This window comes from Virgibacillus byunsanensis, from assembly GCF_042675965.1.
Lineage (GTDB): Bacteria > Bacillota > Bacilli > Bacillales > Amphibacillaceae > Virgibacillus_R > Virgibacillus_R byunsanensis.
The window spans coordinates 55210-80816 of record NZ_JBHTKJ010000011.1 but is presented as its reverse complement, the minus strand read 5'-3'; the positions used below and the strand labels follow the sequence as shown (position 1 = coordinate 80816).

The 25607-nt window shown below is 37.5% G+C and carries 24 protein-coding genes and 2 pseudogenes; 6 read left to right on the top strand and 20 right to left on the bottom strand.

All coding sequences use genetic code 11. The features are described 5' to 3' along the window. Positions 1–305 precede the first annotated feature (305 nt). On the bottom strand, positions 306–1859 hold the full coding sequence (locus ACFQ3N_RS05175) for a BCCT family transporter (RefSeq protein WP_390360196.1): 1554 nt from the start codon (positions 1857–1859) through the stop codon (positions 306–308). Between the two features lie 238 nt (positions 1860–2097). Here ACFQ3N_RS05175 and ACFQ3N_RS05170 point away from each other — a divergent pair, with 238 nt between their 5' ends. Next, positions 2098–2478, top strand: a complete 381-nt coding sequence (locus ACFQ3N_RS05170) for a carboxymuconolactone decarboxylase family protein (RefSeq protein WP_390360194.1) — start codon at positions 2098–2100, stop codon at positions 2476–2478. Between the two features lie 43 nt (positions 2479–2521). On the opposite strand, the gene ACFQ3N_RS05165 is transcribed toward ACFQ3N_RS05170, so the two are convergent. From ACFQ3N_RS05165 to ACFQ3N_RS05110, 12 genes are all read right to left on the bottom strand, one after another. Then, positions 2522–3124 (bottom strand): hypothetical protein, encoded by a 603-nt coding sequence (locus ACFQ3N_RS05165; RefSeq protein WP_390360193.1) that lies wholly within the window; start codon positions 3122–3124, stop codon positions 2522–2524. A gap of 230 nt (positions 3125–3354) precedes the next feature. Then, on the bottom strand, positions 3355–3552 hold the full coding sequence (locus ACFQ3N_RS05160) for a hypothetical protein (protein WP_390360191.1): 198 nt from the start codon (positions 3550–3552) through the stop codon (positions 3355–3357). A 222-nt stretch (positions 3553–3774) separates the two neighbouring features. After that, the gene (locus tag ACFQ3N_RS05155) at positions 3775–4635 is read right to left on the bottom strand and encodes a hypothetical protein (RefSeq protein ID WP_390360189.1); all 861 of its coding nucleotides are present in this window, start codon (positions 4633–4635) and stop codon (positions 3775–3777) included. 164 nt (positions 4636–4799) lie between these two features. Next, positions 4800–4961, bottom strand: coding sequence for a hypothetical protein (locus ACFQ3N_RS05150; protein WP_390360187.1), 162 nt, complete (start codon positions 4959–4961; stop codon positions 4800–4802). A 28-nt stretch (positions 4962–4989) separates the two neighbouring features. Next, positions 4990–5310 carry a hypothetical protein gene (locus tag ACFQ3N_RS05145; RefSeq protein ID WP_390360185.1) on the bottom strand — a complete coding sequence of 107 codons (321 nt, stop codon included), beginning with the start codon at positions 5308–5310 and terminating at the stop codon, positions 4990–4992. A 196-nt stretch (positions 5311–5506) separates the two neighbouring features. Continuing rightward, positions 5507–5896 (bottom strand): hypothetical protein, encoded by a 390-nt coding sequence (locus ACFQ3N_RS05140; RefSeq protein ID WP_390360183.1) that lies wholly within the window; start codon positions 5894–5896, stop codon positions 5507–5509. 15 nt (positions 5897–5911) lie between these two features. After that, the gene (locus ACFQ3N_RS05135) at positions 5912–6379 is read right to left on the bottom strand and encodes a UPF0158 family protein (protein ID WP_390360181.1); all 468 of its coding nucleotides are present in this window, start codon (positions 6377–6379) and stop codon (positions 5912–5914) included. A 122-nt stretch (positions 6380–6501) separates the two neighbouring features. After that, the gene (locus ACFQ3N_RS05130) at positions 6502–7008 is read right to left on the bottom strand and encodes a GNAT family N-acetyltransferase (RefSeq protein ID WP_390360179.1); all 507 of its coding nucleotides are present in this window, start codon (positions 7006–7008) and stop codon (positions 6502–6504) included. Positions 7009–7025: 17 nt separating this feature from the next. Further along, positions 7026–7346 carry a phosphotransferase gene (locus tag ACFQ3N_RS05125; RefSeq protein WP_390360177.1) on the bottom strand — a complete coding sequence of 107 codons (321 nt, stop codon included), beginning with the start codon at positions 7344–7346 and terminating at the stop codon, positions 7026–7028. A 475-nt stretch (positions 7347–7821) separates the two neighbouring features. Next, positions 7822–10923 (bottom strand): type I restriction endonuclease subunit R, encoded by a 3102-nt coding sequence (locus ACFQ3N_RS05120; RefSeq protein ID WP_390360175.1) that lies wholly within the window; start codon positions 10921–10923, stop codon positions 7822–7824. Beyond that, positions 10907–12262 carry a restriction endonuclease subunit S gene (locus ACFQ3N_RS05115; RefSeq protein ID WP_390360173.1) on the bottom strand — a complete coding sequence of 452 codons (1356 nt, stop codon included), beginning with the start codon at positions 12260–12262 and terminating at the stop codon, positions 10907–10909. Before ACFQ3N_RS05115 ends, ACFQ3N_RS05120 begins: the two co-directional genes overlap by 17 nt. Beyond that, positions 12252–13772 carry a class I SAM-dependent DNA methyltransferase gene (locus ACFQ3N_RS05110; protein WP_390360171.1) on the bottom strand — a complete coding sequence of 507 codons (1521 nt, stop codon included), beginning with the start codon at positions 13770–13772 and terminating at the stop codon, positions 12252–12254. The genes ACFQ3N_RS05115 and ACFQ3N_RS05110 overlap by 11 nt, the downstream gene beginning before the upstream one ends. A 520-nt stretch (positions 13773–14292) precedes the next feature. Between ACFQ3N_RS05110 and ACFQ3N_RS05105 the strand changes: the two genes are divergently transcribed. Then, positions 14293–14772 (top strand): PAS domain-containing protein, encoded by a 480-nt coding sequence (locus ACFQ3N_RS05105; protein ID WP_390360169.1) that lies wholly within the window; start codon positions 14293–14295, stop codon positions 14770–14772. 306 nt (positions 14773–15078) lie between these two features. On the opposite strand, the gene ACFQ3N_RS05100 is transcribed toward ACFQ3N_RS05105, so the two are convergent. Genes ACFQ3N_RS05100 through ACFQ3N_RS05090 form a run of 3 tightly spaced genes read right to left on the bottom strand, consistent with a single transcriptional unit; the run spans position 15079 to position 18254 of the window. After that, positions 15079–15972, bottom strand: coding sequence for a M20 metallopeptidase family protein (locus ACFQ3N_RS05100; RefSeq protein WP_390360216.1), 894 nt, complete (start codon positions 15970–15972; stop codon positions 15079–15081). A 5-nt stretch (positions 15973–15977) separates the two neighbouring features. Beyond that, positions 15978–17027, bottom strand: a complete 1050-nt coding sequence (locus ACFQ3N_RS05095; RefSeq protein WP_390360167.1) for a DUF3900 domain-containing protein — start codon at positions 17025–17027, stop codon at positions 15978–15980. A gap of 30 nt (positions 17028–17057) precedes the next feature. Next, positions 17058–18254 carry a class I SAM-dependent rRNA methyltransferase gene (locus ACFQ3N_RS05090; RefSeq protein WP_390360165.1) on the bottom strand — a complete coding sequence of 399 codons (1197 nt, stop codon included), beginning with the start codon at positions 18252–18254 and terminating at the stop codon, positions 17058–17060. Positions 18255–18388: 134 nt separating this feature from the next. Here ACFQ3N_RS05090 and ACFQ3N_RS05085 point away from each other — a divergent pair, with 134 nt between their 5' ends. Continuing rightward, positions 18389–18844 carry a YndM family protein gene (locus tag ACFQ3N_RS05085; protein WP_390360163.1) on the top strand — a complete coding sequence of 152 codons (456 nt, stop codon included), beginning with the start codon at positions 18389–18391 and terminating at the stop codon, positions 18842–18844. 379 nt (positions 18845–19223) lie between these two features. Continuing rightward, positions 19224–19667 carry a YaiI/YqxD family protein gene (locus ACFQ3N_RS05080; protein WP_390360161.1) on the top strand — a complete coding sequence of 148 codons (444 nt, stop codon included), beginning with the start codon at positions 19224–19226 and terminating at the stop codon, positions 19665–19667. A 9-nt stretch (positions 19668–19676) separates the two neighbouring features. On the opposite strand, the gene ACFQ3N_RS05075 is transcribed toward ACFQ3N_RS05080, so the two are convergent. Both ACFQ3N_RS05075 and ACFQ3N_RS05070 read right to left on the bottom strand, forming a co-directional pair. Continuing rightward, positions 19677–20231, bottom strand: a complete 555-nt coding sequence (locus ACFQ3N_RS05075) for a GNAT family N-acetyltransferase (protein ID WP_390360160.1) — start codon at positions 20229–20231, stop codon at positions 19677–19679. 73 nt (positions 20232–20304) lie between these two features. Continuing rightward, positions 20305–20802, bottom strand: coding sequence for a DUF3231 family protein (locus ACFQ3N_RS05070; protein WP_390360158.1), 498 nt, complete (start codon positions 20800–20802; stop codon positions 20305–20307). A 162-nt stretch (positions 20803–20964) separates the two neighbouring features. Between ACFQ3N_RS05070 and ACFQ3N_RS05065 the strand changes: the two genes are divergently transcribed. After that, complete coding sequence (locus ACFQ3N_RS05065) at positions 20965–21537, top strand: DUF2087 domain-containing protein (RefSeq protein ID WP_390360156.1); 573 nt, start codon at positions 20965–20967, stop codon at positions 21535–21537. A 150-nt stretch (positions 21538–21687) separates the two neighbouring features. After that, positions 21688–22872: pseudogene (locus ACFQ3N_RS05060) on the top strand (MFS transporter); the annotation flags it as partial. A gap of 553 nt (positions 22873–23425) precedes the next feature. Here ACFQ3N_RS05060 and ACFQ3N_RS05055 read toward each other — a convergent pair. Both ACFQ3N_RS05055 and ACFQ3N_RS05050 read right to left on the bottom strand, forming a co-directional pair. Continuing rightward, positions 23426–24838 carry a LysM peptidoglycan-binding domain-containing protein gene (locus ACFQ3N_RS05055; RefSeq protein ID WP_390360154.1) on the bottom strand — a complete coding sequence of 471 codons (1413 nt, stop codon included), beginning with the start codon at positions 24836–24838 and terminating at the stop codon, positions 23426–23428. A gap of 136 nt (positions 24839–24974) precedes the next feature. Further along, a pseudogene (locus ACFQ3N_RS05050) lies at positions 24975–25498 on the bottom strand (isochorismatase family protein). Positions 25499–25607: the final 109 nt, after the last annotated feature.

Genomic DNA, 25607 nt, shown 5'->3' with positions numbered 1-25607 from the left:
ACAGGTCTCTCGATTGCCCGCATCTCCTTCTGACAGTACCTCACGATAATGCCATAGATTAGGCTTCTTGGATTGTATGATTTCACAGGAACGTTTGTTCTTATCCTAACACAATGAGATTACTTTTGGCTATCGCCAACCGCCATTCATCTCCCCCTTATCGCTGAGCTAAAGCCCTTCCCGCGCTTGAAGAGGGAGTCTTCTGTCTGATGATGATAAAAGAGGAACGTTCCACGCTAAAAGCGTGGAACGTTGCGACTGCCCGTCGCACAAAATGGAGTACCAATTTGGTACTCCATTTCCTTTTATTCATCAAAGTAATCTGAATTTCTTCTTGGTCTTTTCCAAACGAGTCTTTGGTCAAGCGCCATTTTCCTTGCTATCTTTGGAGCGTTCCATAACGGTGGCAGTAATAAAAATGATACTGGAACGGCTGTTATCACGATCGAATTTTGAATGGCAGTAATACTTCCCTCTCCAATAGTTAGAATCACCATAGTTGTAGCACCGAAGATTAATGCCCAGAACACACGTAACCATCGTTCTGGATGATCATTACCTGTTAATGTTACCGCTATTGTATATGACATGGTGTCTGTAGTTGTGGCAACAAATATTATGGATACAGTTAGAAATGCTAGGGCAAAAATAGTACCCAGTGGAAGTTGATCCATAATGGCCATTACTGCCGCAGGCATACCAGCGTCATTTAAGGCTGTGGAAATAGACCCTGGTTTCTCCATTTCAAAGAATACACCTGTTCCACCAACAATGGAAAACCAAAAGTTACTTACAAGTGGTGCAACAATAGATACTGCAATAATTAATTCTCGAATAGTACGTCCGCGTGAAATACGGCTTATAAATATAATCAGCATCGGACCATATCCGATAAACCAACCCCAGAAAAATACCGTCCAATAACTAAGCCAAGCGCTGTCTCCACGGAAAAAATTCATGGTGAAGAAGTTTTGTAAATGAACACCAGATCCCCCAACAAACGCATCAATAATAAAGAATGTTGGGCCGACAATCAGCAAAATAAGCCCTAATACTATTGTCATTCCGACATTTAAACGACTAAGTAGAAGGATTCCTCTATCCACCCCTGTAGCAGCAGAAATAGCTGCAATTATGACGAGAACTACGACAACCATAATACTTACTGTTACGGTATTAGGAACATTAAATAAATGATTAAGACCATAAGAAATCTGTAATCCTAAAAAACCTAGTGGCCCGAGCGTTCCCGCTGCTGTTGCTATAATAGAAACAATGTCTGCTGCAGAACCAAGGACACTTTTTTTGTATATTTTTTCACCAAATATCGGATAGAGCAATGCTCTTGGGCGCATTGGGTATCCTTTACTGTAATGCACATACATCATGACAATAGTAGCTAACGTTCCTAATATGGCCCATGCCAGAAATCCCCAATGCATAAATGCTTGTGCAAAAGCAGCTGATATATTATTAAATTCACCGCCTCCAAATAATGGCGGGGTATCCATGTAATGATACATCGGTTCAGCCGCTGCCCAAAATACACCACCACTTGCAAGCAGTGTAACTAGAATCATGGCAACCCATCGATAGTAGCTGTATTTAGGTTTAGCTTGATTCCCTAATCGAACCTTTCCATACTTTGAAAATGCTAAGTATATTCCAACTGCAAAGTTTCCAAATAATAATAACTGCCAATATGCTCCAAAGTAATCAGCGGAATAACCAAATAATGTGTTAATCCATTCTCCTACCATTTCACTATCATAAAACGATAAAATAATAAATAAAACTAGAAATCCGCCGCTTACTGCAAATACTGTCCAATCTGTCTTTACCTCTTTGCTATGTTTCACTCTTTTCCTCCTAATATTTTAGGAGCAAGTGTCTATAACTTGTTAATCATGTTTATTACAGACTGTTGGATGAAAAAACAACCATCTCGCTCAATTTATGTCACATAGTTTTTCATTATAGTGTTGTTCGAAATATTCGTCAATTATTCCGAGGCGGTAATACGTTTCTATGTATACTTTTCCCATCTTTATAAAAGATATTAAATGTAGCAAAACTATTGTATTGGAGTGAATGGACATGGAGGAAACACATGCAGAAGAACCAGCTAATTATTTTGATCAATCCATACTTGACTATAAGGAAGGAAGTTCACGTTTTCAAAAACAACTACCTAAAATGACACAAGGCTATTTTGATTTTACAGAGGCTTGCTTTCATGAAGGCGCAATAGGCAAAAAGGAAAAACAGCTAATGGCTCTGGGAATCAGTATTTATGCTCAGGATGAATATTGTATCATGTATCATACTAAAGGAGCAGTCGAACACGGAGCATCTGAGGAAGAAATTATGGAATCCATCGCTATTAGTGCAGCACTTGGTGGAGGTGCCGCCTTTGCTCAAGGTGTTACCCTGGCAATGGATACGTATGATTTTTATGAAAACCGCACAACGCATTAAATTGGAATGGGAAATGCGCACTAAGGGAAGTGCGCATTTTTTATTATAGGTCTTCCTGTAATTTATCTACTTCGAAATCCATTTCCATAACACGGACTAGAGAACTTCCAGACAGGTGAATAGTTGCAAGTCCAATATCCACACTCATTTCATTCGAGTCGTTATATGCACTAGCAACATGTGTTTCTAACCAATCTCTTGCTCTCTCAGGCTCCGAACTATTATAGGGAAACGAGATTAATGCTTCTAAATATTCCTTTGTAATTTCTGTTACCATTTGCTCGACAACTTGCGGGTTATCGTAATCTTCATAATAACTACCATCAATTGTAGATTTGATCAGCAAAACTTTATCGCGCTCTCGGTCATAATAAACATCCACTTGAACGGTTACATCAATATCTCCTACATATCGCTTTGCAGCATATACATCATAATTCTCTTTAGAGGAGACTGGAGAGATGTTAAAGTTGTTTTCCGATAAATAATCCATAAGATATTCCGGAGTCAGACCATTGTCTGCTTCTAAATTGATTTCTTCTTCATCCACAGAATCCTCAAAGAGAATGGTGTTGTTAATTACGTTCAATCCTATAACGATCACCGTTATAATGCCTACTACTATAATGATAAATTTGAGATTCATAATGCACCTCTGGATCTGTTATTGTTAATGAATTATATTAAAGTTTATTGCTTGTCTACGGCTTTCATTACACAAGCTTATAAAAAAAAGACAGTTTTTCGATTATATATACTCGAAAACTGTCCCTGTTTATTAATCTTACTAGAAAACTTGGCTTATCGCCAAGCCTTAATGGCGGAAGCCTTAGTTACACTTATGTAGATAAGAAAATTTTATACTTTCTTATCTACCTAAAAATGGTTTCGGTGCATATTTTGTTTGATCTCATGTTTAAAGCTTTCTCCATATACTCTTTCGGATGTGCTACTATCTTTCTTCTCTTTTTCAAGGTTTAATTTCTTTCCTTTTCTTTTTGCTATTACATCAACAACCACGCCCATCAATAGCAATCCACCGAAAACGATTAAAATAAAAATCCATAAAGGCAACGTGTAGCCTCCTCACCATATGGAATAGGATCTTCTACTTTATTTACGAATTACTTCCATTAAAGTTTCACTATATGTCTGCAATGCCCTAACCTGAGACTATCCCCTGATACTATTTTGCGTCTCTGTCAAAGCATGTATAGTCTATATTTTACTATTTCTGTTTTGATAATTCACTCTATGAAATTGTCTTTTTCGATAAATCCATCAGTGACGAAGTTCTTAATCAATAAAACGAATATACTTTTTAGCTTTTTGAGGATAAATGCCTTCCGTGAAATGCCAGGTCCAATAAATGTCATCATGCATTTTACCCATTGAGCCATCGAGGAGATATCCAGGTAGAAGTTTTTTCACAGGAAAATTTACTATTTGGTATGTTTGTGTGGAATCTATATCACATACAGTAACTATATTATCAGCTAAATGTTTAACTTCAAAAATGCTATTAATAGTTTCATTACAAGTCTTTAGATTATTTTCAATTCTGGTCATATCCTGTGTTGGATTCCAACTTTTGGTGTTTAGGTGAGGAAATGAATATAATAGAAGATTATTGAGTACTTGTTCCGAAGCACGAAGTTCAGATAAGGCCTCCTCTGCATATTTTTCTACAACTTCATACCACGAACATCCCGAACGCTGATCAAGCCAATAGACAAATTTCTTTAATTGCGCAAGAAAAATATCGGATTCTCTTTGTTTGATGGAAATTTGCATATAGTGGGGATAACAAGCAAAAATAAATTCTTCCCAGAATGAGGGCTGGCATTCTTTCCAAGATGAGGGACAATTATCTTCTAGATGATCAGTAAGATACTTTGAGAAAATACGAAGAAATTCATTAACCCGTTTACTTGTTCTGTGTTTCAATTTGTAAGTAATCAAATCATCACCATAAAATAAAACAAGTCCACGATATCGCATGTCAAATTCTGAACTTATTTTAAGCTTCTCTATATATTCCTTGTGTTCATCAGGATGTGAAAACTTATGCACCCACATTTTCACTTCGACCTTTTTTTCATTATCATAAACTTTGGCTTGTCCACTCTCGTAAGCGGACCATCTAGGGTTTGTCATTTATTTATCCTCCTATAATGTTTAACAATACATGGAATAGGAAAACAAACAAAATAGAAATAGGGGAATAGTGGAAAGGTTAAGATAATTATAAATCATGACATTTATAATCGTCAATAATAATAGTAATATTTCACTTGTATTATCTAGAGGAAATAGTTCACCTACTCCCCCAGCCAACTAATCGAATAATAAAGTTCTGCTAGCCCATCATGATATCCCCAGCCAATACCGCCTGAATCAACAACTACGGAATATAGCCGATCCTTGAATTCGTGAAATAGTTTTTCGTCTTTTTCACATTCTGTTATTACTTTATCGTACATGGAGAGCATACTGTTATAAAACCTTCCATCAATATCTCCATATGTGTTTGTGAATTCCGTCCCTACCTCTACATAAACTAACATTAAAGTTGCTAATTGAACTTCTTGCCTTGGCCAAACGCATCTTCCCAAATCCTCTGTCCGGGAAAAATTCATCTTCTATTTCTTTCTGGGAATTCTTAAACAAATCATTGGTGGTTTCCTCACCTAAAAATTTTACAGATAAATATTGTTGCACATTATCATTTAGTTTGTATAACTCGGAAACTAAGTTGATAAGCTCTTTTTGATCATATTCCTTTAAATTTCTTTTCAATTCAGGGATTTTAAGTTTAGTAACTTTAGACATATTCTTCATTCCCCCTTTGGATTATTTTCTATATGTATTTGCTTCGAAAAAACTTTTCTGATCTTAATGTATCTGATATCGTTTTTTTATGGCCAGATGCGAGTCATGTTATCTTATCTAGCTCCATAATATCTGTAACTACTTGATCTCCTAACCAATGAAGCATTTTCTTCCAATCTTCAATGCTTTATCTATACTATGTTTTACGATCCTTATTACTCTTTTGACTCTTCACACGTACATAATGGGTTGAATACACTTCTTCCATATAAGGATTGCCTGATTTAGAAAACCGAAGAGGCTTTTTCGGCCCTTTTCCCCATGATTTATAAACAGTAAGGGATGGTTTCAAGTTTTGTTCCTTTGCAAACTTCTTTAACATGTTCAGTGCGTGATTCAGTTTTCCTAGATTTCCAACTGCTACCCGTTCTAAATAGGGGATTTTCTTGAATCGCCAATCTTTTACTTGCTTTGGTGTGAGCCTTTCCATTTTAACGAGGAGATCAACCGGGCTAATATATCCTTTTTCTTTCATTAATTCTGTTGCATGTTGACGGACTTTTTGTTCGACTTTTTTCTTGCTCATCTAACACCCTTCTTTTTATTCTACATACTCCATATTATTTCGTTCACAAAATTCTATCGCAATTTGTTTGTAGCACGCATCTCGATAGGAATACCAATCCTGTTCAAGCTCTAAATTAAATGCATTTTCTTTAAATCTTCTAAATGCCCCTTTTCCATGTATTGCTTTTAGTAAAATTTCCTGTGCCTTAGGATCTTTTACTGTATAACAGAAATCTTCTATCATACTATATTCATGAATATCAAAATCTGTTGGAAGTTCTGTATAGTTTTCTTCATGTTCTAATATGTCGTATGCCAGTTTCATTTGCTCTTGCTGCCAGTCTGGTAAACCTCCAAAATCTACTTCGCCTTCTGCTTTCCATAAAAATTCATTAAGTACATTTACTATTTCTCCAGTTTTAAGGTTACATAACGTCGTACTTTCCTCAGATTGCAATTCCATTCCTTCAAGGATATCTTCTAATTTAACTTTAGGACTCATATGGTTCTTACCTCCGATTAGTCAGATTACATTTTTTATTATAGCTGATACAAAATTATTCTATCAAATCGTGAAATTTGGAACTTTTTACATGTAAAAAGCTCCAAAATTTACGAAAATAATTATCCTGAAGATATTTCATAGTAAGGCTCATATTGTTCCGTGTCGTCAAACCATTTCATTCCTTTATATTCAAAACCGAGTTTCTCTACTAATTTCAAAGAATTAGTGTTCTGTGTATCTGCTGAGGCATATATCGTTCTTACATTTCCATTAGCTTTTGCGATGTTCAAACATGCTCTAGTTGTCTCTGTAGCGTACCCTTTCCCCCAGGAATCCTTGGCAAAATGGCAAATCAGCTCCACTTTTTCCAGTGACGTTTCTACATTAAATCCCGCTGCACCAATTACCTTCCCGGAACTCTTTTTTACGATTGCATACACAGATAAACCTTTATCTTGATAACACGCAGCATATGTATCTATCACCTTAGGGAGAACTTCATGAGGGGTCGCTCCTGAGCAATATTCCATAACCTCATCATTTCCCCAAAAGAGTTTTGCATCATCTAGATCTACATGCTCAAATACTTTTAAAAGTAGACGTTCTGTTTCATAAATGACTTTCATACTACCACCACCTGCGTTCAATAATCCTTCCAGTTTTCAATCGTTTGAGTGACTATGTGTTTAATGTCTTTCACCCGGTTTACTCCACCATAACTATTATTAAGCAGATCACACAAGGCAATTAAGTCAACTAACTTCGCGACCTTTTTCCAGTCATGTTGCAGAGCAATTCCGCTTGACTGTAAGCCTTCCATAAAAGCCTGCTCAAATTCAGTGAAATAAGGGATATTCTCATACCGCAACATGTTGCCAATATCTACATGTACTGGACCAGCAAATGCGAATTCCCAGTCAATAATCCCAGTTACTTCAAAGTGCCCTTTATTTTCAGAAACCAATACATTTAACCCATTGTAGTCGCTATGTACGAGAGCAGGAGTGCCGTCGATAGTTCATCTATTTTTGTTGCCCCTTCTTCTGTTTGGTAGATTAAGATATTTGTTTCATTCTGCATGTATACCACTCCTTTAACTTGTAACGATTATTTCCTCTCGATGTGAGTTTTATTACTATTCCTTCTAAAGATTTCTTTATCATTTCTCCAAATTTCCTCTCTTTAATTGGTACAAATGTTAAAAACTCTTTAGTTACACCATTTATCTTTGCAAAATGGATCAGTTTATTAATTTCTTGAAAATATTTATCCCTAATAGAAATTCTAAAGATAACATGACCATTGTTTTATTTTGTATTTGCTGGTTTTTTGAGTTTCACTAGAATAGTTTCTATCGCAAAAAAAGACCCTGGCATTCATACCCCCTCATTGAAATAAGGGGCGTAATTACACACCAGCGGCTTGTATGCTTAACTCTATTATACAGACTCATTACCCGCCATCAATTCAGCCTGCTTGACCACGGTCTCTACAGCCATCTTCTGCAAATCTGGTGGATAGCCATACTTCTTTAACAGCCTTCTTACGGTAATACGCATTTTCGCACGAGCTGATTCACGAAGATTCCAGTCGATGCTCATGTTTGCTTTGATTGCTTTGGATAATTCATGGGCAATCGCTTTTAGGATGTCATCACCCATTACTTCTTCCGCTGTTTCGTGGGATGCTAGTGCATCATAAAATGCTACCTCTTCTTTAATTAACCCTGATTCTTCGCCTCTTGTATAGGATGCATTCATTTCTTTTGCGAGCTCGATTAATTCCTCAATTACCTTTGATGTTTCGATAGCGCGCTTATTGTATTTATTGATTGCGTTATTCAACATATCGGTGAATTTTTTAGCTTGTACTAAATTAGTTCGTTGCACGTTCTTTACTTTACCTTCAAGCAATCGATTAAGCAGTTCCACGGCGACATTTTTGTGTGGTATTGCTTTTACTTCATCTAAAAATTGATCAGATAATATTGAAATATCCGGATTGTCTAATCCTAATGAACTGTAAATATCTACAACCTCGTCTGAAATAACCGATTTGGAAATCAGCTGATTAATCTGTGCGTCCAGTTGTGTTGGTGTTCTTGTCTCACCTTCTTCAGGAATCAGCTTGATAATTCCTGTCTTCACTGCTTTGAAAAAGCCAATTTCAGCATTTAGATCCTGCGCTTCTTCTTCGGTTGAACATAATGCAAATGCTTTGGATAACTCTGTTACAACACGCAAAAATCGTTTCTTTTCTTCTTCTCCTAAGCTAATAACAAAGTCCACTGTTTGGATAATGGCTTGCATGCGTTCACTCGGTTTGTCGGAATGGAAATGACTGTAATCATGTTTATATAACATATCCTGAATCACTTCAAACTTCTCTAGCATCAAATCGACAGCAAGTGCAGTATCTATACCTGCATTTTCTTTATCTTTATCGGTATATTGTTTTAATGCTTCCTTCAAACTATCAGCAATTCCTATATAGTCAACAATTAGCCCACCTGGCTTATCTCGGAAAACACGATTCACACGAGCGATGGCCTGCATCAAGTTATGGCCCTTCATTGGCTTATCCACATACATCGTACTCATGGACGGGACATCAAAACCGGTAAGCCACATATCACGCACAATGACGAGCTTTAATTCATCATCATTATCTTTCATACGTCGCGACAAATCTTCACGACGCTTCTTATTTCCGATAAATGGTTGCCACTCCACTGGGTCACTTGATGAACCGGTCATGACAATTTTGATTACTCCTTTTTTATCGTCATCCGAATGCCACTCTGGTCGCAGCTTAATAATCTCCTTATATAAGTCAATCGCGATTCGACGGGACATTGCGACAATCATCCCTTTTCCAAACATCGCTTCCTGACGACTTTCAAAATGTGTTACGACATCTTTCGCTAGTTTCTTTAACCGCTGTTCCGAGCCAGCTAACGCTTCTAAGCGAGACCATTTGGATTTCAGCTTTTCTCGTTGAGAGTCTTCCTGGAATTCGGTAATTTCATCATATTCTTCATCGAGATCAATCGTTTTCGGAAGATCTAGTTTAATGATCCGGCTTTCATAATAAATCTTAACCGTTGATCCATCTTCTACAGCCTGTGTCATGTCATACACATCGATATAATTCCCAAAAACAGCAGGCGTGTTTTTGTCGGTTGACTCAACTGGTGTTCCAGTAAAGCCGACAAATGACGCGTTGGGCAGTGCATCACGTAAGTATTTCGCATATCCATACTTTGTTTGGACATCATCTGTTGTTTGCTGGACTTGTGCTTGGAAACCATATTGAGAACGGTGAGCCTCATCTGCCATAACAATCACATTACGTCGTGTTGTCAGCGCATCCATTGTTGTTACGCCTTCTTCAGGGGCAAACTTTTGCATCGTAGTAAAGATGATGCCACCTGATTCAACGGCTAAAAGCTCACGCAGTTCGCTACGTGAGGTTGCTTGTTTTGGTGATTGCCGCAAGAGATCTGCGGATATGGAGAACGTATTATAAAGTTGATCATCCAAATCATTCCGGTCAGTCAGCACTACAATAGTAGGATTATTCATTCCTAGTACAAGCTTTCCGGTATAAAACACCATGGAAAGGCTTTTACCTGATCCTTGTGTATGCCAAATAACACCAATCTTGCCATCGCCCGTGTCAGAAACAGCACGCTTTGCTTGCTCCATCGCTTTGTTGACAGCATGATATTGGTGGTAGGCAGATAATATTTTGACTGTTTTCTCCCCATCGGTTTGGAACAAAATAAAATGGCGAATAATGTCCAGTAAAATAGCAGGTTTGAACATGCCATTTATGAGTACTTCCAATTGTGGAACAGTAGTCGGTGCGATGGATTTCCCATCCGTCGTGCGCCACATCATAAAACGTTCCTCATCAGCAGTTAACGAACCAGCACGAGCATTAAGTCCATCACTTGTCACCATAAAAGCATTAAAGTGGAACAAGGATGGAATCGAACTCTTATAAGTCTGGAGCTGCTGGTATCCCTCACTAATTCCCACCCGTTCATCGGTTGAACTTTTCAGCTCAAAAACAACTAATGGAAGACCATTTACGAAAACTACCACATCTGGTCGTTTGTTAGATGTTCCCTCAATCACCGTAAATTGATTTACCGCTAGAAAATCATTGCTCTCTGGCTTTTCAAAATCAAACAACCACAGTTTTTTAACGGTGTTCCGTCCTTCAGCAGTACGGACTTCTACATCAATACCATCCGTAATGAATTTATGAAACCCGCGATTATTAACAAGTAAGTTCGGTGACTGTGCAATTTCTACCTTTTTAGCCGCTTCCTCAACAGCTTGTAAACCTGCATCTGGATTGATCCGTAACAACGCATCCTCAAGACGCCCCGTAAGAACGACATCCTGGTAGCTATCCCGTTCAGGAGAAGGCCCATCTGATGCAATATCAGGACCGTTTACAATTTGATATCCATTCGCTTCCAGCCACTCCAGTGTCGCCTGTTCAAGATCATCCTCATGAAATTGATACATCATCTGTCACCTCACTATCCATAGGTAATTCAAGCTCTCCCGAGAGAAGTTTTGGGAGGAGAGTGTCACGAAGTTTTTTGATCTTTCTATTTTCATCACCTTTTTGTTGAATCATTGTTAATAAATCGTTAGCTAAATCTGAAAACTCCTTGACCACATCATTGCTTGGTAGAATGACTTTATGTTTCTCCACCAGATTACTAACATCTAGGTTTTTTATCCCTGTTGTACCATTTTCTAACTGGAAAAACAGATCTTTTTGATACATCTGAAGTAATAACAAATGTATAAAGGTACCGAAGTAACTTTTCAAAGGTCGAAGTACTCTACAAAAATTTGTCGATACAGCCTTGTTATCATATTTTTCTAAAAGAATTTCGTCTACTAAAAGTGTACGCCCAGTCGATTGAGTTGGACTACCTCCAGAAACCTCTATTAACACATCTCCAACTGAAAGTGATTTTTTGTCAAAGTTCTTTTCAAGAATATATCTTTTAGGAGCCTTCCCATCTTTACCTAACCTTAATTCTGGAATATCAGCTCCTCTTATCACATTAACCATATACTGATGATTTTTTTGCGGGGCTTCTTTACCCCACTCACCGCTGATTGTTTCGTGCATATAATATGAAAGAGAATCAACACTCCAACCATCAGGCATCATCCCAAGTTCACTTTCCACCATCTTTCCCCCACTGGATTGGTATGGTTCACCGTTTTCATTCGGAAATTCAAAATCGAAAAACCAATGGTTGAATAAGGTTTGAGCTAGTTGTTCTAGGTTGGAGATTATTTCGTTGTTAGTATTGATTTTAGTATTCAATTTACTTAAAAGTTTTCCTATTAATCGTTGTTGATCAATATTAATAACAGGAACTTCGAGTTCCTCTAACATTTTTTTAGTTAATGCTGCCCTGGTCCCACCGATTTGCCCAAGTGATATTAAATAATCCTGCATTCTTCTCGATGTTAATACAGCAGATAAATAGAACGGATCTAATTTTTCGTCATCACATCTTATAATAGAAACATGTTGGTTTACCCTAGCAGGTAAAAACTCTGAACTAATTATCATGTTTCTTGCAATAGAATCTCCAGTTATATTGATTAAAATATCATTTTCCTGAACAGTAACATTCTTCAGTTTGGCAGCTTGTCCCTCTGAAATATAAGCTAACCCATTCTGTTCGAAATGATGATTGTATATATTTTGGCTACGAATTAAACTAATTTCTCCACTGCTTAAATAAGATTTTTTACCACCTCTTGGCGTAGAACCACTACCAATTTTTAAAGTCATTTCTTTCAGCTTAGCTGTGTTCCGTTCACTACACTCCATACCCAATCCCCCTCAGCGCATGGCGGATCTCATCTTCCAGCTTTTTCGACTTAGCAAATTGTTCCCCTAATTCAGAAGTTATTCGTTCCATCTTATCTTCAAATGGTTCGCTATCTTCCTCTAGTGCTTCCAACCCTACATAACGACCTGGGGTTAAAATATATTCATGTTCACGAACTTCTTCTGTTTTCGCTGCTTTACAGAAACCGGCAACATCTTCATACGTATTATCATTCGTACCACGCCATGCATGATAGGAGTCCGCTACTTTCTTTATATCTTTTGCTGCTAATTCTTTATGTGTGCGGTCAGCCATAAATCCTTCTTTTCGTGCATCGATAAATAAAATTTCTCCGCTACGTTCGCGTTTTCCATTTTTAGCTTTACTTTTTGTTAAAAACCATAAACAAACAGGAATTTGTGTAGAATAAAACAACTGGCCTGGCAGAGTAACAATACATTCCACCATGTCATTCTCGATTAAATTTTTACGGATTTCCAATTCTGATGAAGTACTCGTAGACATGGATCCATTTGCCAAAACAAAGCCAGCTGTTCCTGATGGGGCAAGTTTTGATACCATGTGTTGAATCCATGCATAGTTCGCATTTCCAACTGGCGGTGTCCCAAATTGCCAGCGCACATCTTCACGGAGCTTGTCCCCACCCCAGTCGCTAACATTAAACGGTGGATTAGCTAATATATAGTCCGCTTTTAATCCTTTATGTAAGTCATTATGGAATGTATCAGCATTAAACTCACCAATATTTCCATCAATTCCGCGAATCGCTAAGTTCATCTTACAAAGCTTCCAAGTTGTGGCATTGAATTCCTGTCCATAAACAGCAATATCCCCAAGTCGTCCTTGATGCTCATCCACGAATTTTTCACTTTGAACAAACATACCACCAGAACCACAGCAAGGATCATACACTCTACCTTTATACGGTTCCAGCATTTCAACCAGTAATTTAACAACGGAATTCGGCGTGTAAAATTCCCCGCCATTTTTCCCTTCCGCACTTGCAAATTTACTTAGGAAATATTCATAAACGCGACCTAGAACATCCTGGGAACGACTCTCAGCATCGCCAACTTTAAACGAAAATAGATCAATGGTTTCTCCTAAACGAGTCTTATCCAGTGCCTGACGTGCATAGTCTTTCGGCAGAACGCCGCGTAACGATTCATTGTTTTTTTCAATTGCAATCATTGCATCATCAATGACTTGACCAATGTTAGGCTGCTTGGCATTTTCTTTAATATGTGCCCAACGTGCTTCCTTAGGCACCCAGAAAATATTTTCCGCCAAATACTCATCTTGATCTTCAGGATCTGCATATTCATCATTTTCAAGTTCCACATATTTTTCTTCAAACGCATCTGATACGTATTTTAAAAACAACAAACCCAGCACCACATGTTTGTACTCCGAAGAATCCATACTTCCACGCAGCTTGTCTGCCATTTGCCACAACTTCTCTTCATATCCAATATTTGCTGTTCCCATTTATGTCATCCTTGTCTTTTTTTATAGTTTATCAATAATGTTGTTCATTTTAATGTATAGGTTAACCTTCTAATATAGGTAGGTATACGTTTATATTATACTACTTAGACAACGGCTCTGTCATTCCCTACAATAAGTGGGAAATAAAAAAGATAGCTAGATGAACCTTTTTTAGTGTTCATTGTCTTTACAGCTATTTAATCGTCACAGTTACAAAAGTTAAGGATGATTTTTCACCTTCAACATAAGCGCCTGATTGTTTAATTTCATTTTTCTATTGCATAGTATCGTTGTACTACGCAGCAATGAAATCGGTTGTTTAAGCAATTCTTATTCTACTTTAGAGCATGTGCCTGACCTAAAGACAATTTTGTGAGATAAATCACAGTCCGTTAGCATGAATAATGCTATCATTATTCATGAGGTTAGTAATAATCACTAATAGTAGAGAATTTTATCATCAATATTTGTACTATTATATTCTTTTCATAAAGAGAGATTGCATAAAGGAGAGATATAAATGTCTGAAAATAAATTGGCTGAATTAATTAGTCCTGAAGCAGTCATTAATTTTGAAACTGGTGCAATTAAAGCAAGTACTTTGGATTCAATTATCAATCTTTTACCATTTGAAATGGGTTTTTGCGATGCTAACGATATTTTCCGCTGGTATTCAAATAATCCAAACCGCGTCCATGGTCGTCGTAAAGAAGCAATTGGTCGCCATGTACTTGAGCTTCACCCAAAAGTGGCTCATCACGTTGAAAAGTTGTTGAATGATTTCCGTTCAGGAGCACGAGACGAATGGGAGTTTTGGTTTCCAAAACGCTCTGGCGAAGAAGCTGGACAGATCTATCAAAAATTCATGGCAGTCCGTGATGAAAACGGAAAATATCTTGGATGTATGGATGTGACCGTTAATATCGACCTTTTCCAAGGAAAAGAAGGTAAACACACCCCTGAAACTATTGGTGAATTTTTAGCTGTTAAGCCTGAATAAAACATATCTTTTCAATTTGAGAGGCCTAAAAAACACACTGGATCACCCGATTCAATGTGTTTTTCTTTATATATAGAAGTTTTGGTTGTTACTTATTCTAAAACAACAAGTTAAAATATTACTTAGTCCCTACCTAGGTCTTTACGATATTTTGGTTCCACAGAACTAATAAATCCAATTGTAAATCATTAGAGAATTTTGGAACAAAGCTTAACGAAACCAATGCCATAGACAAATTTAAGAATAAAGTAACAAGGTATCCTATAAACGAGTTCTTAGAAAAAACCGCATCTATTTATGATACGGTTAGGTTGCGTTTATGTCTGGGTTCCCTCCACCGGCGATGAAGTACACACTTGGGATTTCTTGTTGATAGAAGGAGAAGTCCTCGCTTCCCATCATGGATCCCATTGGGGTTACTTTGTTTTTGTCGAAAAGTGATGCTGCTACTTTTTCCACTCTTTTTGTTTCTTCGGGATCATTCCACATGGATGGACAGTCTTTGACATATTCAACTTCTGCTCCTGCAGCTTCACAGGTGGATTTCGTAATTTGCTTCATTGCTTTCTCGATTAATGCTCGCGCCTCTTCATCAAAGGTCCTAACTGTTCGTTTAATGATAGCCGTATCTGGGATTACATTTGTTGCATCTCCACTGACAAATGAACCGATCGTCACGGCTGCTGCCTGTTGTGGATCCAGGCGACGACTGACGATTTGTTGCAGATTTACGACCAATTGACTGCCTGTTACCAATGGATCAACAGTAAGATGTGGCATCGATCCGTGTCCACCTTTTCCACGAATGACAATTTTGAAGTCATCCTGGCCTGAGGATGCATAGCCTTCTTTAACACCGACTGTTCCATAAGGTTCTGTTGACATAACATGTGCACCATAAATAACATCCCCACCATCCAGGCAGCCATCTTCAATCATAGTTTTTGCTCCACCTGGTGTTGCATCTTCTGTAAATTGATGCACAAAAACTACCGTACCCGGGATATCCTCTTTCACGCTACTTAACACCTTGGCAACACCGAGAAGTGTTGCCGTATGAAGATCGTGACCGCAAGCATGCATCACACCAGGGACTCGTGATTTATAGTCTACGTCTTTTTCATCCTGGATTGGCAGCGCATCAAAATCCGCGCGTAAGGCAACGGTTTTGCCAGGCTTTCCACCTTTTAACGTACCTATGTATGTTAGCCCTTATTTATTATTTTTCCAATTACTTCCTGCAAATCGTCTGGCTTATGAAATTCAATTGGCGAAAATCCTTTTTCAAAACTGATTGTATCCGCCTCAATGACAAGGACATATTTCCCATTGACCTTGGCTAAATGTAGTGTGTCACCAAAATCAGATAGTAAGCCCTTAATCGCCGTATGATCTAGCTTCATTTTTAATTCTACTTCAGGTGCATGCTCCACTATTTGAGAGGATGCTTCCACCACTTGTTCTGTCGTCAAACGCTCCTGAATTTCTCGTTTAGGAGTAGCAGCCCATTCTTCAACCGCTTCTTCAAATTGTGTTTTTTCTTCACTTTCTTCTGTGAAGGTTTCCTTAATATGCTCTTGGACCATTCCGACAACCTGTGTTTTCACAATCTCAGGCATCGATTTTTCATATTCGACATATTTAAGAAAATCCTCAAAATAACGTGCATGAGAGGCCTGATGAACCTTTACTTCGTTACTATCCATCATTCCATCTTCTGGCATGTATGGGTATTGAATCGACTTCATATTTTTCGTTGTGATCGCCATTTCGACATTATGAATTAATGTTGCTTCATCCGTTATACTAGCAACTTTCGGTTCGAAGTCACATTTCATAATAAAGATAAATGGATCGTCAAAAAACTTGGTCAGCTTAGCTGAGGCCACAATTAGTGCTCCACCACGGACCGCACTTGTATCGATATACATTTGGGCAACTTGATCTGCCGCCTTACGAAAATCCTCTGTTGATTCTGCGTAACGTACTTTATGGAATAAATTATAGTTAGGATTCGATGTAAGTTCATGACCTGGTTCGACAATGAATCGACCTATTTTTGTTGGAGCGCCTTCCGACTTTGCATGACGGTCGACCTTTCGTTTTACAATCTTTGCTAATTCGCCGTCGAGAAATGTTTTTATCGGATTTTGTTGATAACTTGTCTTATCCAAGGTTTGAAAATGTTTATATCGTTTATCGTCATCTTCTACCTGTATAAGGTAAAAAGATAAATGGTTTATATCAAAATCCATCGTATCACCTGTCTTTTCTTGATATATAACTTAATTTAATTTTTTTAGCACCAACACTTTCAAATAATTACCTTGTGGGAAGTTCCGGTTCACTTGAAAGTCTGCTGGCAGCGAAAATTCTTCTACAATCTTATAGGCTGTGTTCGTTTCCTTAAATGCCTTCTCCGCAAATTTTTTAAACTTCTTCATTCCAAACGTCGCATTATTTGTCGAGGCAATGATAACACCATTTTTCTCTGTGATTTCAAGACAATCCTTAATCAGTGCGGGATAGTCCTTGGCCGTAGAGAACGTGTGTTTTTTGGATCGAGCAAAGCTAGGTGGGTCGAGAATAACTAAATCAAACGTCAATTCTTTGCGCTTCGCATATTTAAAATAGTCAAAGACATCCATCACGATAATATCCTGCTGTTCATAATCAATTCCATTAACACTGAACTGCTCGATGGTCTTACTTTTACTGCGTTTCGCAAGATCCACACTTGTCGTTTTTTTCGACCCGCCAAGAGCTGCCGCTACTGAGAACGCACCTGTATATGAAAATGTGTTCAGCACATTTTTCCCTTCAGCATATGTATCCCGAATTACTTTTCTTACATCACGCTGATCCAGGAATATCCCAACCATTGCTCCATCATTTAAGTAAACAGCATAATTCATTCCATTTTCCTGTACGATAATTGGAAATTCACCACGCTCACCTTTTACGAAATCATCATCATCGATATATGTACCCTTCGTATCGAAACGTTTCTTTTCATAAATTCCTTTGTAATCTCCTAATTCATCCAGCACTCGAATAACTTTATCCTTAAATGTATAGATCCCTTCACTGTACCAGGTGATTAAATAAAACCCATCAAAATAATCAATCGTTAAACCACCAATACCATCACCTTCCCCGTTAAAAACGCGAAACGCATTGGTAGTTTCATCTTTGTAGAAAGCTTGTCTTTTATTTATAGCTGTTAGTATCTTGTCACGGAAAAAAGTAAAGTCAATTTTTACACCCTTTTTCTGCGTTAAGACCCACCCCAGCCCTTTATTTTGTTTCCCATAGTAACCTTTTGCAATAAATTGTCCATTCTGACTATGTAAGTGGACAATAGTCCCCTCATTTGTTAAATCATTAGCGTTTAGTATCGAATCTTTACTGATCAGTGGATAGCCATTTTCGTATTGATTTATATGGTCCATTTTCACTTTTAAATCAACTATAGTACTCATCATTTCATCCTAACTTGATTTTCCCCCATTATCGCATGGTTATCGATTTCGTGCACCTTATATAAAAAACGTCATAATTTAGTTCGATTAGACAAATACTACATTCAAAATGAAAAGGAGAGGAAGATTATACTATGGATCATGTTAAGGTACTCGTTCTAAAGTTTATCGTAATTTCCTTTACGGTTTTCGCTATATTTGGTATTTTTCATAATGCTAATTTGTATAACTTGTTTTGGATAAGTTTGTTAACTACCGGAGTTGCTTATCTTGTAGGTGATATGTTTATACTACGGAAATTCGGTAATGTAACAGCAACCGTCTCAGATTTTGCTTTATCATTCGTATCACTTTGGGTATTGGGAATCGTTTTTATAGAGGGAAATATCCCTATTGTAACCCTTTCTATTATATCTGCTTTCCTTATTACATGCAGCGAACCATTTATTCATGGTTATATTGCTAACAGGTTTAAAGAAACACCTGAAGATAGACATTCTATCAATGATTTACAGACGGAATTCGCAGAAGATAATGATACACAAACACTTAGCAAAAAGAAACTGGATGATCCCCATACTGATAAGTAATTGCTAAACGTATGAAGCTTGGATAAGTAATATATACTTACCAAGCTTCTTATTTTTTCCGATATTTACCGGCAATTTACATCCATATTTTGCTCTGCATTTAACCTGGAACTTTTTATTTTTTAACACTTCATTATCTCCATCAGCCCGGTCTGTGGAAAGAATTGTAATGAATTGCACCTCGTCTTCAGGTGTTACTTCGATTGGTTCAATTCAATCGAAGTAAGTTTTAGAAAATGGATTAGATAATTTAAATGCTAGTTTTCCTCTAAAACGATTTTTCCAAAGGAATAACAAGAAACATTTTACTTACTTGACAAAAGCCACTCTATCCTATTAGATAAAATGAAAGAAATTTATTTTTATTGGGAGAATAATTATGAAGATATACGTGGATGCGGATGCTTGTCCGGTAAAAGATATTGTTATAAAGGAGTCATCAAAGTTAGATTTACCAGTAGTTCTTGTGCAAAGCTTTTCCCATTTTACAAATGAAGAGCCAGCACCTGGTGTGGAGACAATATATGTGGATGCTGGAGCAGATGCTGCGGATTATCGCATTATGAAGTTAGCACAAAAGGGCGATCTTATTATTACACAGGATTATGGTCTAGCTTCATTAGGATTATCAAAGGGGTGCACAGTGCTTCATCATAAAGGCTTTGTGTATACCCAGGAAAACATCGATCTTCTGTTGGAAACGCGATATGCCAGCGCGATGGCAAGACGAAGTGGTAAACGCACGAAAGGTCCAAAGCCTTTTACTGCAGAAGATAAAATGAAGTTTAGGGAACTCTTCAGAAAAACTATTGAGGGAGTATGAGGAGAAAGTTTATACTCCTACAATACTACTCCTTCTCTCTAACATAACTACATCACGCCATACACCATGTAATTGTCCAACCCGTTTTCTAACACCCACTTCGGTAAAGTCAAAATTCTTATGTAACGTAATACTGGATTTATTCTCAGGGAAGATCCCTGATTGTAGAGTCCAAAACCCATTCGCTTCGCTTGTTTCTATTAATGCTTTTAATAACTTACTACCAATACCTCTACCAGTACTATCTCCGCTCAAGTATATACTTACTTCCGCTACACCATCGTACGCTTTTTTACTGGATACTGAGCTTAACGCAGCCCAACCAATTACGTTTTCACCGTCACGTGCAACTAACCTGCATGTCTCTCTATGAACGTTGTTCCATTTTTCCCAGCTTGGTGCTTCTGTGTCAAATGTGGCATTTCCCGTGTTAATGCCTTCTATATAAATATCACGTACTTGTCCCCAGTCTTTTGCTACCATTTCATCAATTACGATTTTTGCTTCCATTTCATCACCTGTTGTTATTATTATTTTTGATTTTTCTACTACTAATAATAACAAAAAATGACTAAAAAACCACCCTAATTATTATGGTGGTTTTTATACGATCTACTTTCGCTTATTATTTTATCTACTAATTTTGGTGTAGAGGTGGAACAACTAACCATCCTTTTTCTTTGTTGAGACGAAGAAATTTCGCACCGAGATTTGCTTTTTGTACATGCATTTGTCCAAACTTCATAGCAATATCTTCGCGAGTTGACTGTCCAATAATTTGACTACATACAACTAGACCTGCTGCAAGATCCTTAGAAACAGCTGCAGAAATTTCCGGATCCTGAAAACGTGCTCCCACTGGTATTTTTTCCTGTTGAGCATTAGGCCTTTCTGGAGGTGCTGGAGGTAACCCCACTCCATTTTCTTTTAGTAATGTTTCCACATCTTTAATTCCTTGCTGTCCTTCGTGGATAGCTTCTTCAATCAACCTATGTAAGTCACTATCTCCCGTGTGGTTAAGGAAGACTTGGTAGCCTCCAATCATTCCTTTTGCAGCCAATAAATATGACCAAGTTCCAAATACTTCTCCATAATGCATTGGTTCATTGGTTGGATTTCCACTTAAAATTCCCATTACAATCCTCCTTAAATTCATATATTGTGCCGTCACTTTCTCATGCACAACACTATACTTCCACGATTCACCCACATTATTCATAAGAATTTTTAACCTATTGAGATATCTATCTAATTAGACTATAATCTAATTAGATGATTTTAGGAGGGATATAATTATATGCAATTAAACCGCATCGTTAATTTTCATAAAACAGTTGGGGATAAAACGAGAATTCAAATTATTGCATTACTAAAAGATGGTCCATTACATGGGCAGGCAATTTCAGGGAAATTAGGATTAACACCTCCTACTATCTCATACCATATTACCAAATTAAGAGAAATTGATGTCATCTATCAACGTCGGGACAAAAACACCATCTATTTTCATTTAAACGAGAACAAGCTAGAACTGATGACTCAGGCGATTTTACGAATTGGGGGTAAGAAAGATCTGAATTCATTTGAGGTTACAGATGAAGAAAAGTACAAGGTCATTCATAATTTCTTTTTAGAAGATGGAAGTCTGAAATCACTCCCAGCACAACGGAAGAAAAAACTTATTATCTTGGAACACCTTGTAAAAGGATTACAAATAGGGCGAATCTATCAGGAAAGAGAAATTAATGAGTACATCAAGCAATTCCATGAAGATTTCGCAACAATTCGACGCGAGTTTATTATGTGTCAATTTATGAACCGACAAGCTGGTGAGTATGAAATGAACCCAAAGGAACTGTGGTTGATTTAGAGCTATGCACAATGCAACGTTGGCTTTATGAGTGAAGTCAACGTTTTCTTCCCCGAAACTAATTAGATGATTATTAAATTAGGTTGTTGTATAAGGTTGTGAACACATATGAATAATTGAAAGGTATGGAAACAAGAAAAAAGTTATCGAAAATTATTCTGGGCTGGTACTATAAGTGGAATTGGGAATAGATTCACTCAAGTTGCGATCCTTACCCTACTTTACCAAATTACCGGGTCTGCTCTCGCAATTGGAATACTTTTTGCCATTCGAATGGCGCCTTTTTTAATACTAGCACCCATTGGTGGTATACTGGCAGACCGGTTTTCAAAGCATAAATTACTTATAACAGTTGATCTTATTAGGGTTCCCTTTGCTCTCTCTCCAATGCTTGTACAAGGGCCAGAACAGGTATGGATTGTCTATATGAGCGCATTCTGCTTGGCAACCGGGGAAGCGTTATATGCACCCGCAAGAATGTCTTCTATTCCTGCTTTAGTGAAGCAGGATCGGATACTTTACGTAAATGCCATAGAGCAAATAATGGTTGGGGTGGTTCTTGTTGTCGGTTCAAGTACTGGAGGGATTATTTCCTATACATTTGGTTTACATGTTCCGTTTGTGTTAGATAGTTTGTCATTTGTATTTTCCGCCTTATTTTTATCAAGGATGACGATTCCTACAGCAAATTCAAATGCGATTAATCCCATTAAACCCACACAACATGCCTCATCAACTCGAAGTCTGATTATGGGATCTTCTGCTTTAATCGCTTTTATCATAATTGAGTTTACGATGCCGCTTGCTAACGGGATAGATAATGTATTGATGAGTGTTTATGCGCTTGATGTTTTTCATATGGGAGAAATAGGTGTTGGATTTATTTATGCTTTCCTTGGATTAGGATTTATTCTAAGCTCTTTCTTTTCTAATTTGCTTAAACGAAAACTGCTAACTCTGATTGTTTTATTTATAGCACTAGAAGGTATTGGACACGTTCTGTTAAGTATAGTCCCCACCTTTTCACTCGCTCTTCTAACTGTTTTATTTATCACGTTCGTTGGAGGGATTAGCAATATTTGTTTGAGCACGATCATTATGAAAGTCGTCCCAAAATCAAAACAGGGAGCATTTTTCGGCTTGACTGCCATGATTTCCAACACCACATTAGGGATCTCCATGGGGGTAGGAGGATTTCTTTTAGAAGTGTTTGAACCAAGAATGTTAAGTTTTATCGTTGGAGTCACCTATATTTTATTTACCGTAGTCTATACAATTCTTTTTGCACAGGTAGATCTTATACGTGAGAAGAGATCATTATTACGAAAAAGGTAGCCAACCGAAACAGATGTGGTCTGTTCTAGCTGGCTTCTTTTAAAAATAACTAACATCTGGATCTGCTGTGTTAGATAACTGCAGGCGAAAAAGAATTTCTCAACATATGAAGAGGATTTATTTTTTTGAAAAATTGGCTAATAGCGGAAGCCTTAGTTGCACTTATGCAGATAAGAAAGTTTTACACTTTCTTATCTGCTAAATAAAAAATTCTCTGCTGTTTCAGCAAACCTAGCTCTAACTCCCTTAACGGTTTGTTTGCCAATCCCTATTCATGAAATAAGTTGATGCCAACATATTCATTTCCTCCGTATTCTAAGACTGAGGTCAATTCTCCTTTTGTGCAATCAATAGAACAACTACCATTAAAATGCGCTATCGATTTTTATTGGAACCTTCATGAATATCCTTTTTTTAGAAAACTTGGCTTATCGCCAAGCCTTAGTTGCACTTATGTAGATAAGAAAGTTTTATACTTTCCTATCTACTAAAAATTAAAAAACACCTTTGACACGAAACAATATCCGTTCAAAGGTGGGAAATAGTCCATATTTTAAAATTGTCTAACGGTAAAATTATTTTGCAGTACTGGCCAATTTTGGGGAAATGGAATGCCCAAAACCCAGTAGCTTGCCCCTCTCAATCTATACTCTATTACAGTGTCATATTTAGCCCGCATGCTCCTTGCATCTTCAAACCAAACTTCATGTTCTTGAGAAGTTTCGTCAACATAGCGAAAGAACGGTGATTGATACGTGTCATCATATTCAATTGCCACCCCATAGCTTGTCGCTAGCTGTACTGCTTCCTGTGGGCTGACAGTTCTTGCTCTAGTTCCTTCTTCCCAAGGTATTCTCCAATCTCTTCCGTACAATGGTATTCCCATCAATATTTTATTTCTAGGAATAACAGTTACAGCATAATCTAGTACTTTACGAACCTCGCTAATTGGTGCAATTGCCCAAGGCCTTCCCCCAGCCCAACCCCATTCATATGTCATGAGTACAACAAAGTCCACAATTTCCCCATGGGCCGGATAATCATGGGCTTCATAAAGCAGTCCTGGTTGATCACCCCTAATCTTAGGTGCTAGTGCTGTAGAAACAGTGAACCCTTCTGGACGTAAACGGGCGACCACTCGACGTAAAAAAGAATTATAATTCTCACGGTCTGCAGGGTACACATATTCAAAATCAATGTTTAAACCTGTATAACCTTTAGATCTCATTTTTTCTAGCAGATTCGTTATCACTATTTCTTGTAAATTCGCATCTCGAAGAATAATAGCTGCTATATCAGAGTCAAATCCCCCTTCCACAAAGTTAGTTAACACAAGCAGTGGTGCAGTATTAGTAGCCTGAGTCGCTTCTAACACAGGGGCTTCCCGCATTTCTGTAATCGTTCCATCAGCATTAATACTGTACGTGAATGGCGAAAGATACGTAAAGTTTCTTCCTAATGCCAACACTTCTTGCCTTCCTTCTTCTCGAACGCGTGTGGTATATGCATTTATTTCTATGACAGGTCTATCCGGGGTAGGTATTCTTATTGTCTGACCTTGATTTATTAGAGAAGGATTTGCGATATTATTAACTTGAACAATTTGATTAATGGTTACGCCATAACGCTGAGCTATCAACCATAAGGTTTCTCCAGGTTGAATTGTGTGCGGAAAATAAGGGATTATTAGCATTTCACCAACGTAAATCAGGGATGGATTATTTATGTTATTAGCGTCTGCAAGCTCTTGAACTGTTACACCAAAACGCTGGGCAACAGACCATAAATTATCACCTGCTTGAATAACATATTCACGATTAGGTTCAGGAATAACTAGTGTTTGACCAATCACTAAAAGATTAGCATTAGCTAGCTGATTAACTAATACAATTTGGTTTATATCCGTACCATAACGTTGGGCAATACGCCACAAAGATTCACCACGTGCTACAACATGAATTTGCATTTCTTCTCTCCCCCAGCTGTTAGTTTCTACTTATTATGGTATTCATAAGGGGGGTTGTCTTATTATAAATTAGAGATTGAAAAAAGACTCTAATGCTTTCACACTTCAAAGTCGGGACTTCACATGTACACGCCATTTATCGATAAGTGTTATGTGTTGGTCGAAATAATTTCTCTTTCCCCATGGAAAAATGCTCTACATTATAATGACCATGTAGTACCGCATTATGGTGTGTTATAATTTGTTCAACTTTTAAAATAGAGTTGTCTGCAGTTGAATGTCCATACCTACTAATGTAACGCCAAATCCATTAATAGTAGCAGTTCGAACAGCTGTGTCAATGCAATGTTCTGTCTGACACCCCATAATTACAAGATGCTCAATCTGGTTTTCAATTAGGTGATTTTTAATCCTGTACCATGAAAAGAATTTGTTGCTTCTTTATCAAAAACCTTAGCATTAGACAGGACGTGAATGTCTTGGTGAATCTGAAATCCTTTGCCCCTCCATCACTAACATCCAGATCTCTCACAAAACAATTAATACTTTATCCTGCAGCTCTTTTTTTATGACTGAGTTTATGTTTTCTACTAGCTTCAGCTTATTGAACACACCCTTTTCTTCTTGATTACCATCTATTAATTCCTGTTGTGAATCAATGACTAGTAATGCTTGCTTTAATCATAAGACACTCCTTTTAATTTCGAAATATATATAATATTTTTCATAGAACAAAAGCGTAAGCGCCCGTTTAGCGACGTATGGGCTG

Bases quoted from the DNA above. Each gene is read 5' to 3' on its own strand.
- ACFQ3N_RS05070 (WP_390360158.1), bottom strand. From the start codon at position 20,802: ATGGGAATTTTAAGTGGAAATCCAACCAATGAACCAATGCATTATGGA.
- ACFQ3N_RS05110 (WP_390360171.1), bottom strand. From the start codon at position 13,772: ATGGGAACAGCAAATATTGGATATGAAGAGAAGTTGTGGCAAATGGCA.
- ACFQ3N_RS05055 (WP_390360154.1), bottom strand. From the start codon at position 24,838: ATGCAAATTCATGTTGTAGCACGTGGTGAATCTTTGTGGCGTATTGCC.
- ACFQ3N_RS05170 (WP_390360194.1), top strand. From the start codon at position 2,098: ATGGAGGAAACACATGCAGAAGAACCAGCTAATTATTTTGATCAATCC.
- ACFQ3N_RS05085 (WP_390360163.1), top strand. From the start codon at position 18,389: ATGGATCATGTTAAGGTACTCGTTCTAAAGTTTATCGTAATTTCCTTT.
- ACFQ3N_RS05115 (WP_390360173.1), bottom strand. From the start codon at position 12,262: ATGGAGTGTAGTGAACGGAACACAGCTAAGCTGAAAGAAATGACTTTA.
- ACFQ3N_RS05150 (WP_390360187.1), bottom strand. From the start codon at position 4,961: ATGTACGATAAAGTAATAACAGAATGTGAAAAAGACGAAAAACTATTT.
- ACFQ3N_RS05155 (WP_390360189.1), bottom strand. From the start codon at position 4,635: ATGACAAACCCTAGATGGTCCGCTTACGAGAGTGGACAAGCCAAAGTT.
- ACFQ3N_RS05105 (WP_390360169.1), top strand. From the start codon at position 14,293: ATGTCTGAAAATAAATTGGCTGAATTAATTAGTCCTGAAGCAGTCATT.
- ACFQ3N_RS05065 (WP_390360156.1), top strand. From the start codon at position 20,965: ATGCAATTAAACCGCATCGTTAATTTTCATAAAACAGTTGGGGATAAA.
- ACFQ3N_RS05140 (WP_390360183.1), bottom strand. From the start codon at position 5,896: ATGAGCAAGAAAAAAGTCGAACAAAAAGTCCGTCAACATGCAACAGAA.
- ACFQ3N_RS05130 (WP_390360179.1), bottom strand. From the start codon at position 7,008: ATGAAAGTCATTTATGAAACAGAACGTCTACTTTTAAAAGTATTTGAG.
- ACFQ3N_RS05145 (WP_390360185.1), bottom strand. From the start codon at position 5,310: ATGTCTAAAGTTACTAAACTTAAAATCCCTGAATTGAAAAGAAATTTA.
- ACFQ3N_RS05135 (WP_390360181.1), bottom strand. From the start codon at position 6,379: ATGAGTCCTAAAGTTAAATTAGAAGATATCCTTGAAGGAATGGAATTG.
- ACFQ3N_RS05120 (WP_390360175.1), bottom strand. From the start codon at position 10,923: ATGTATCAATTTCATGAGGATGATCTTGAACAGGCGACACTGGAGTGG.
- ACFQ3N_RS05080 (WP_390360161.1), top strand. From the start codon at position 19,224: ATGAAGATATACGTGGATGCGGATGCTTGTCCGGTAAAAGATATTGTT.
- ACFQ3N_RS05095 (WP_390360167.1), bottom strand. From the start codon at position 17,027: ATGGATTTTGATATAAACCATTTATCTTTTTACCTTATACAGGTAGAA.
- ACFQ3N_RS05090 (WP_390360165.1), bottom strand. From the start codon at position 18,254: ATGAGTACTATAGTTGATTTAAAAGTGAAAATGGACCATATAAATCAA.
- ACFQ3N_RS05165 (WP_390360193.1), bottom strand. From the start codon at position 3,124: ATGAATCTCAAATTTATCATTATAGTAGTAGGCATTATAACGGTGATC.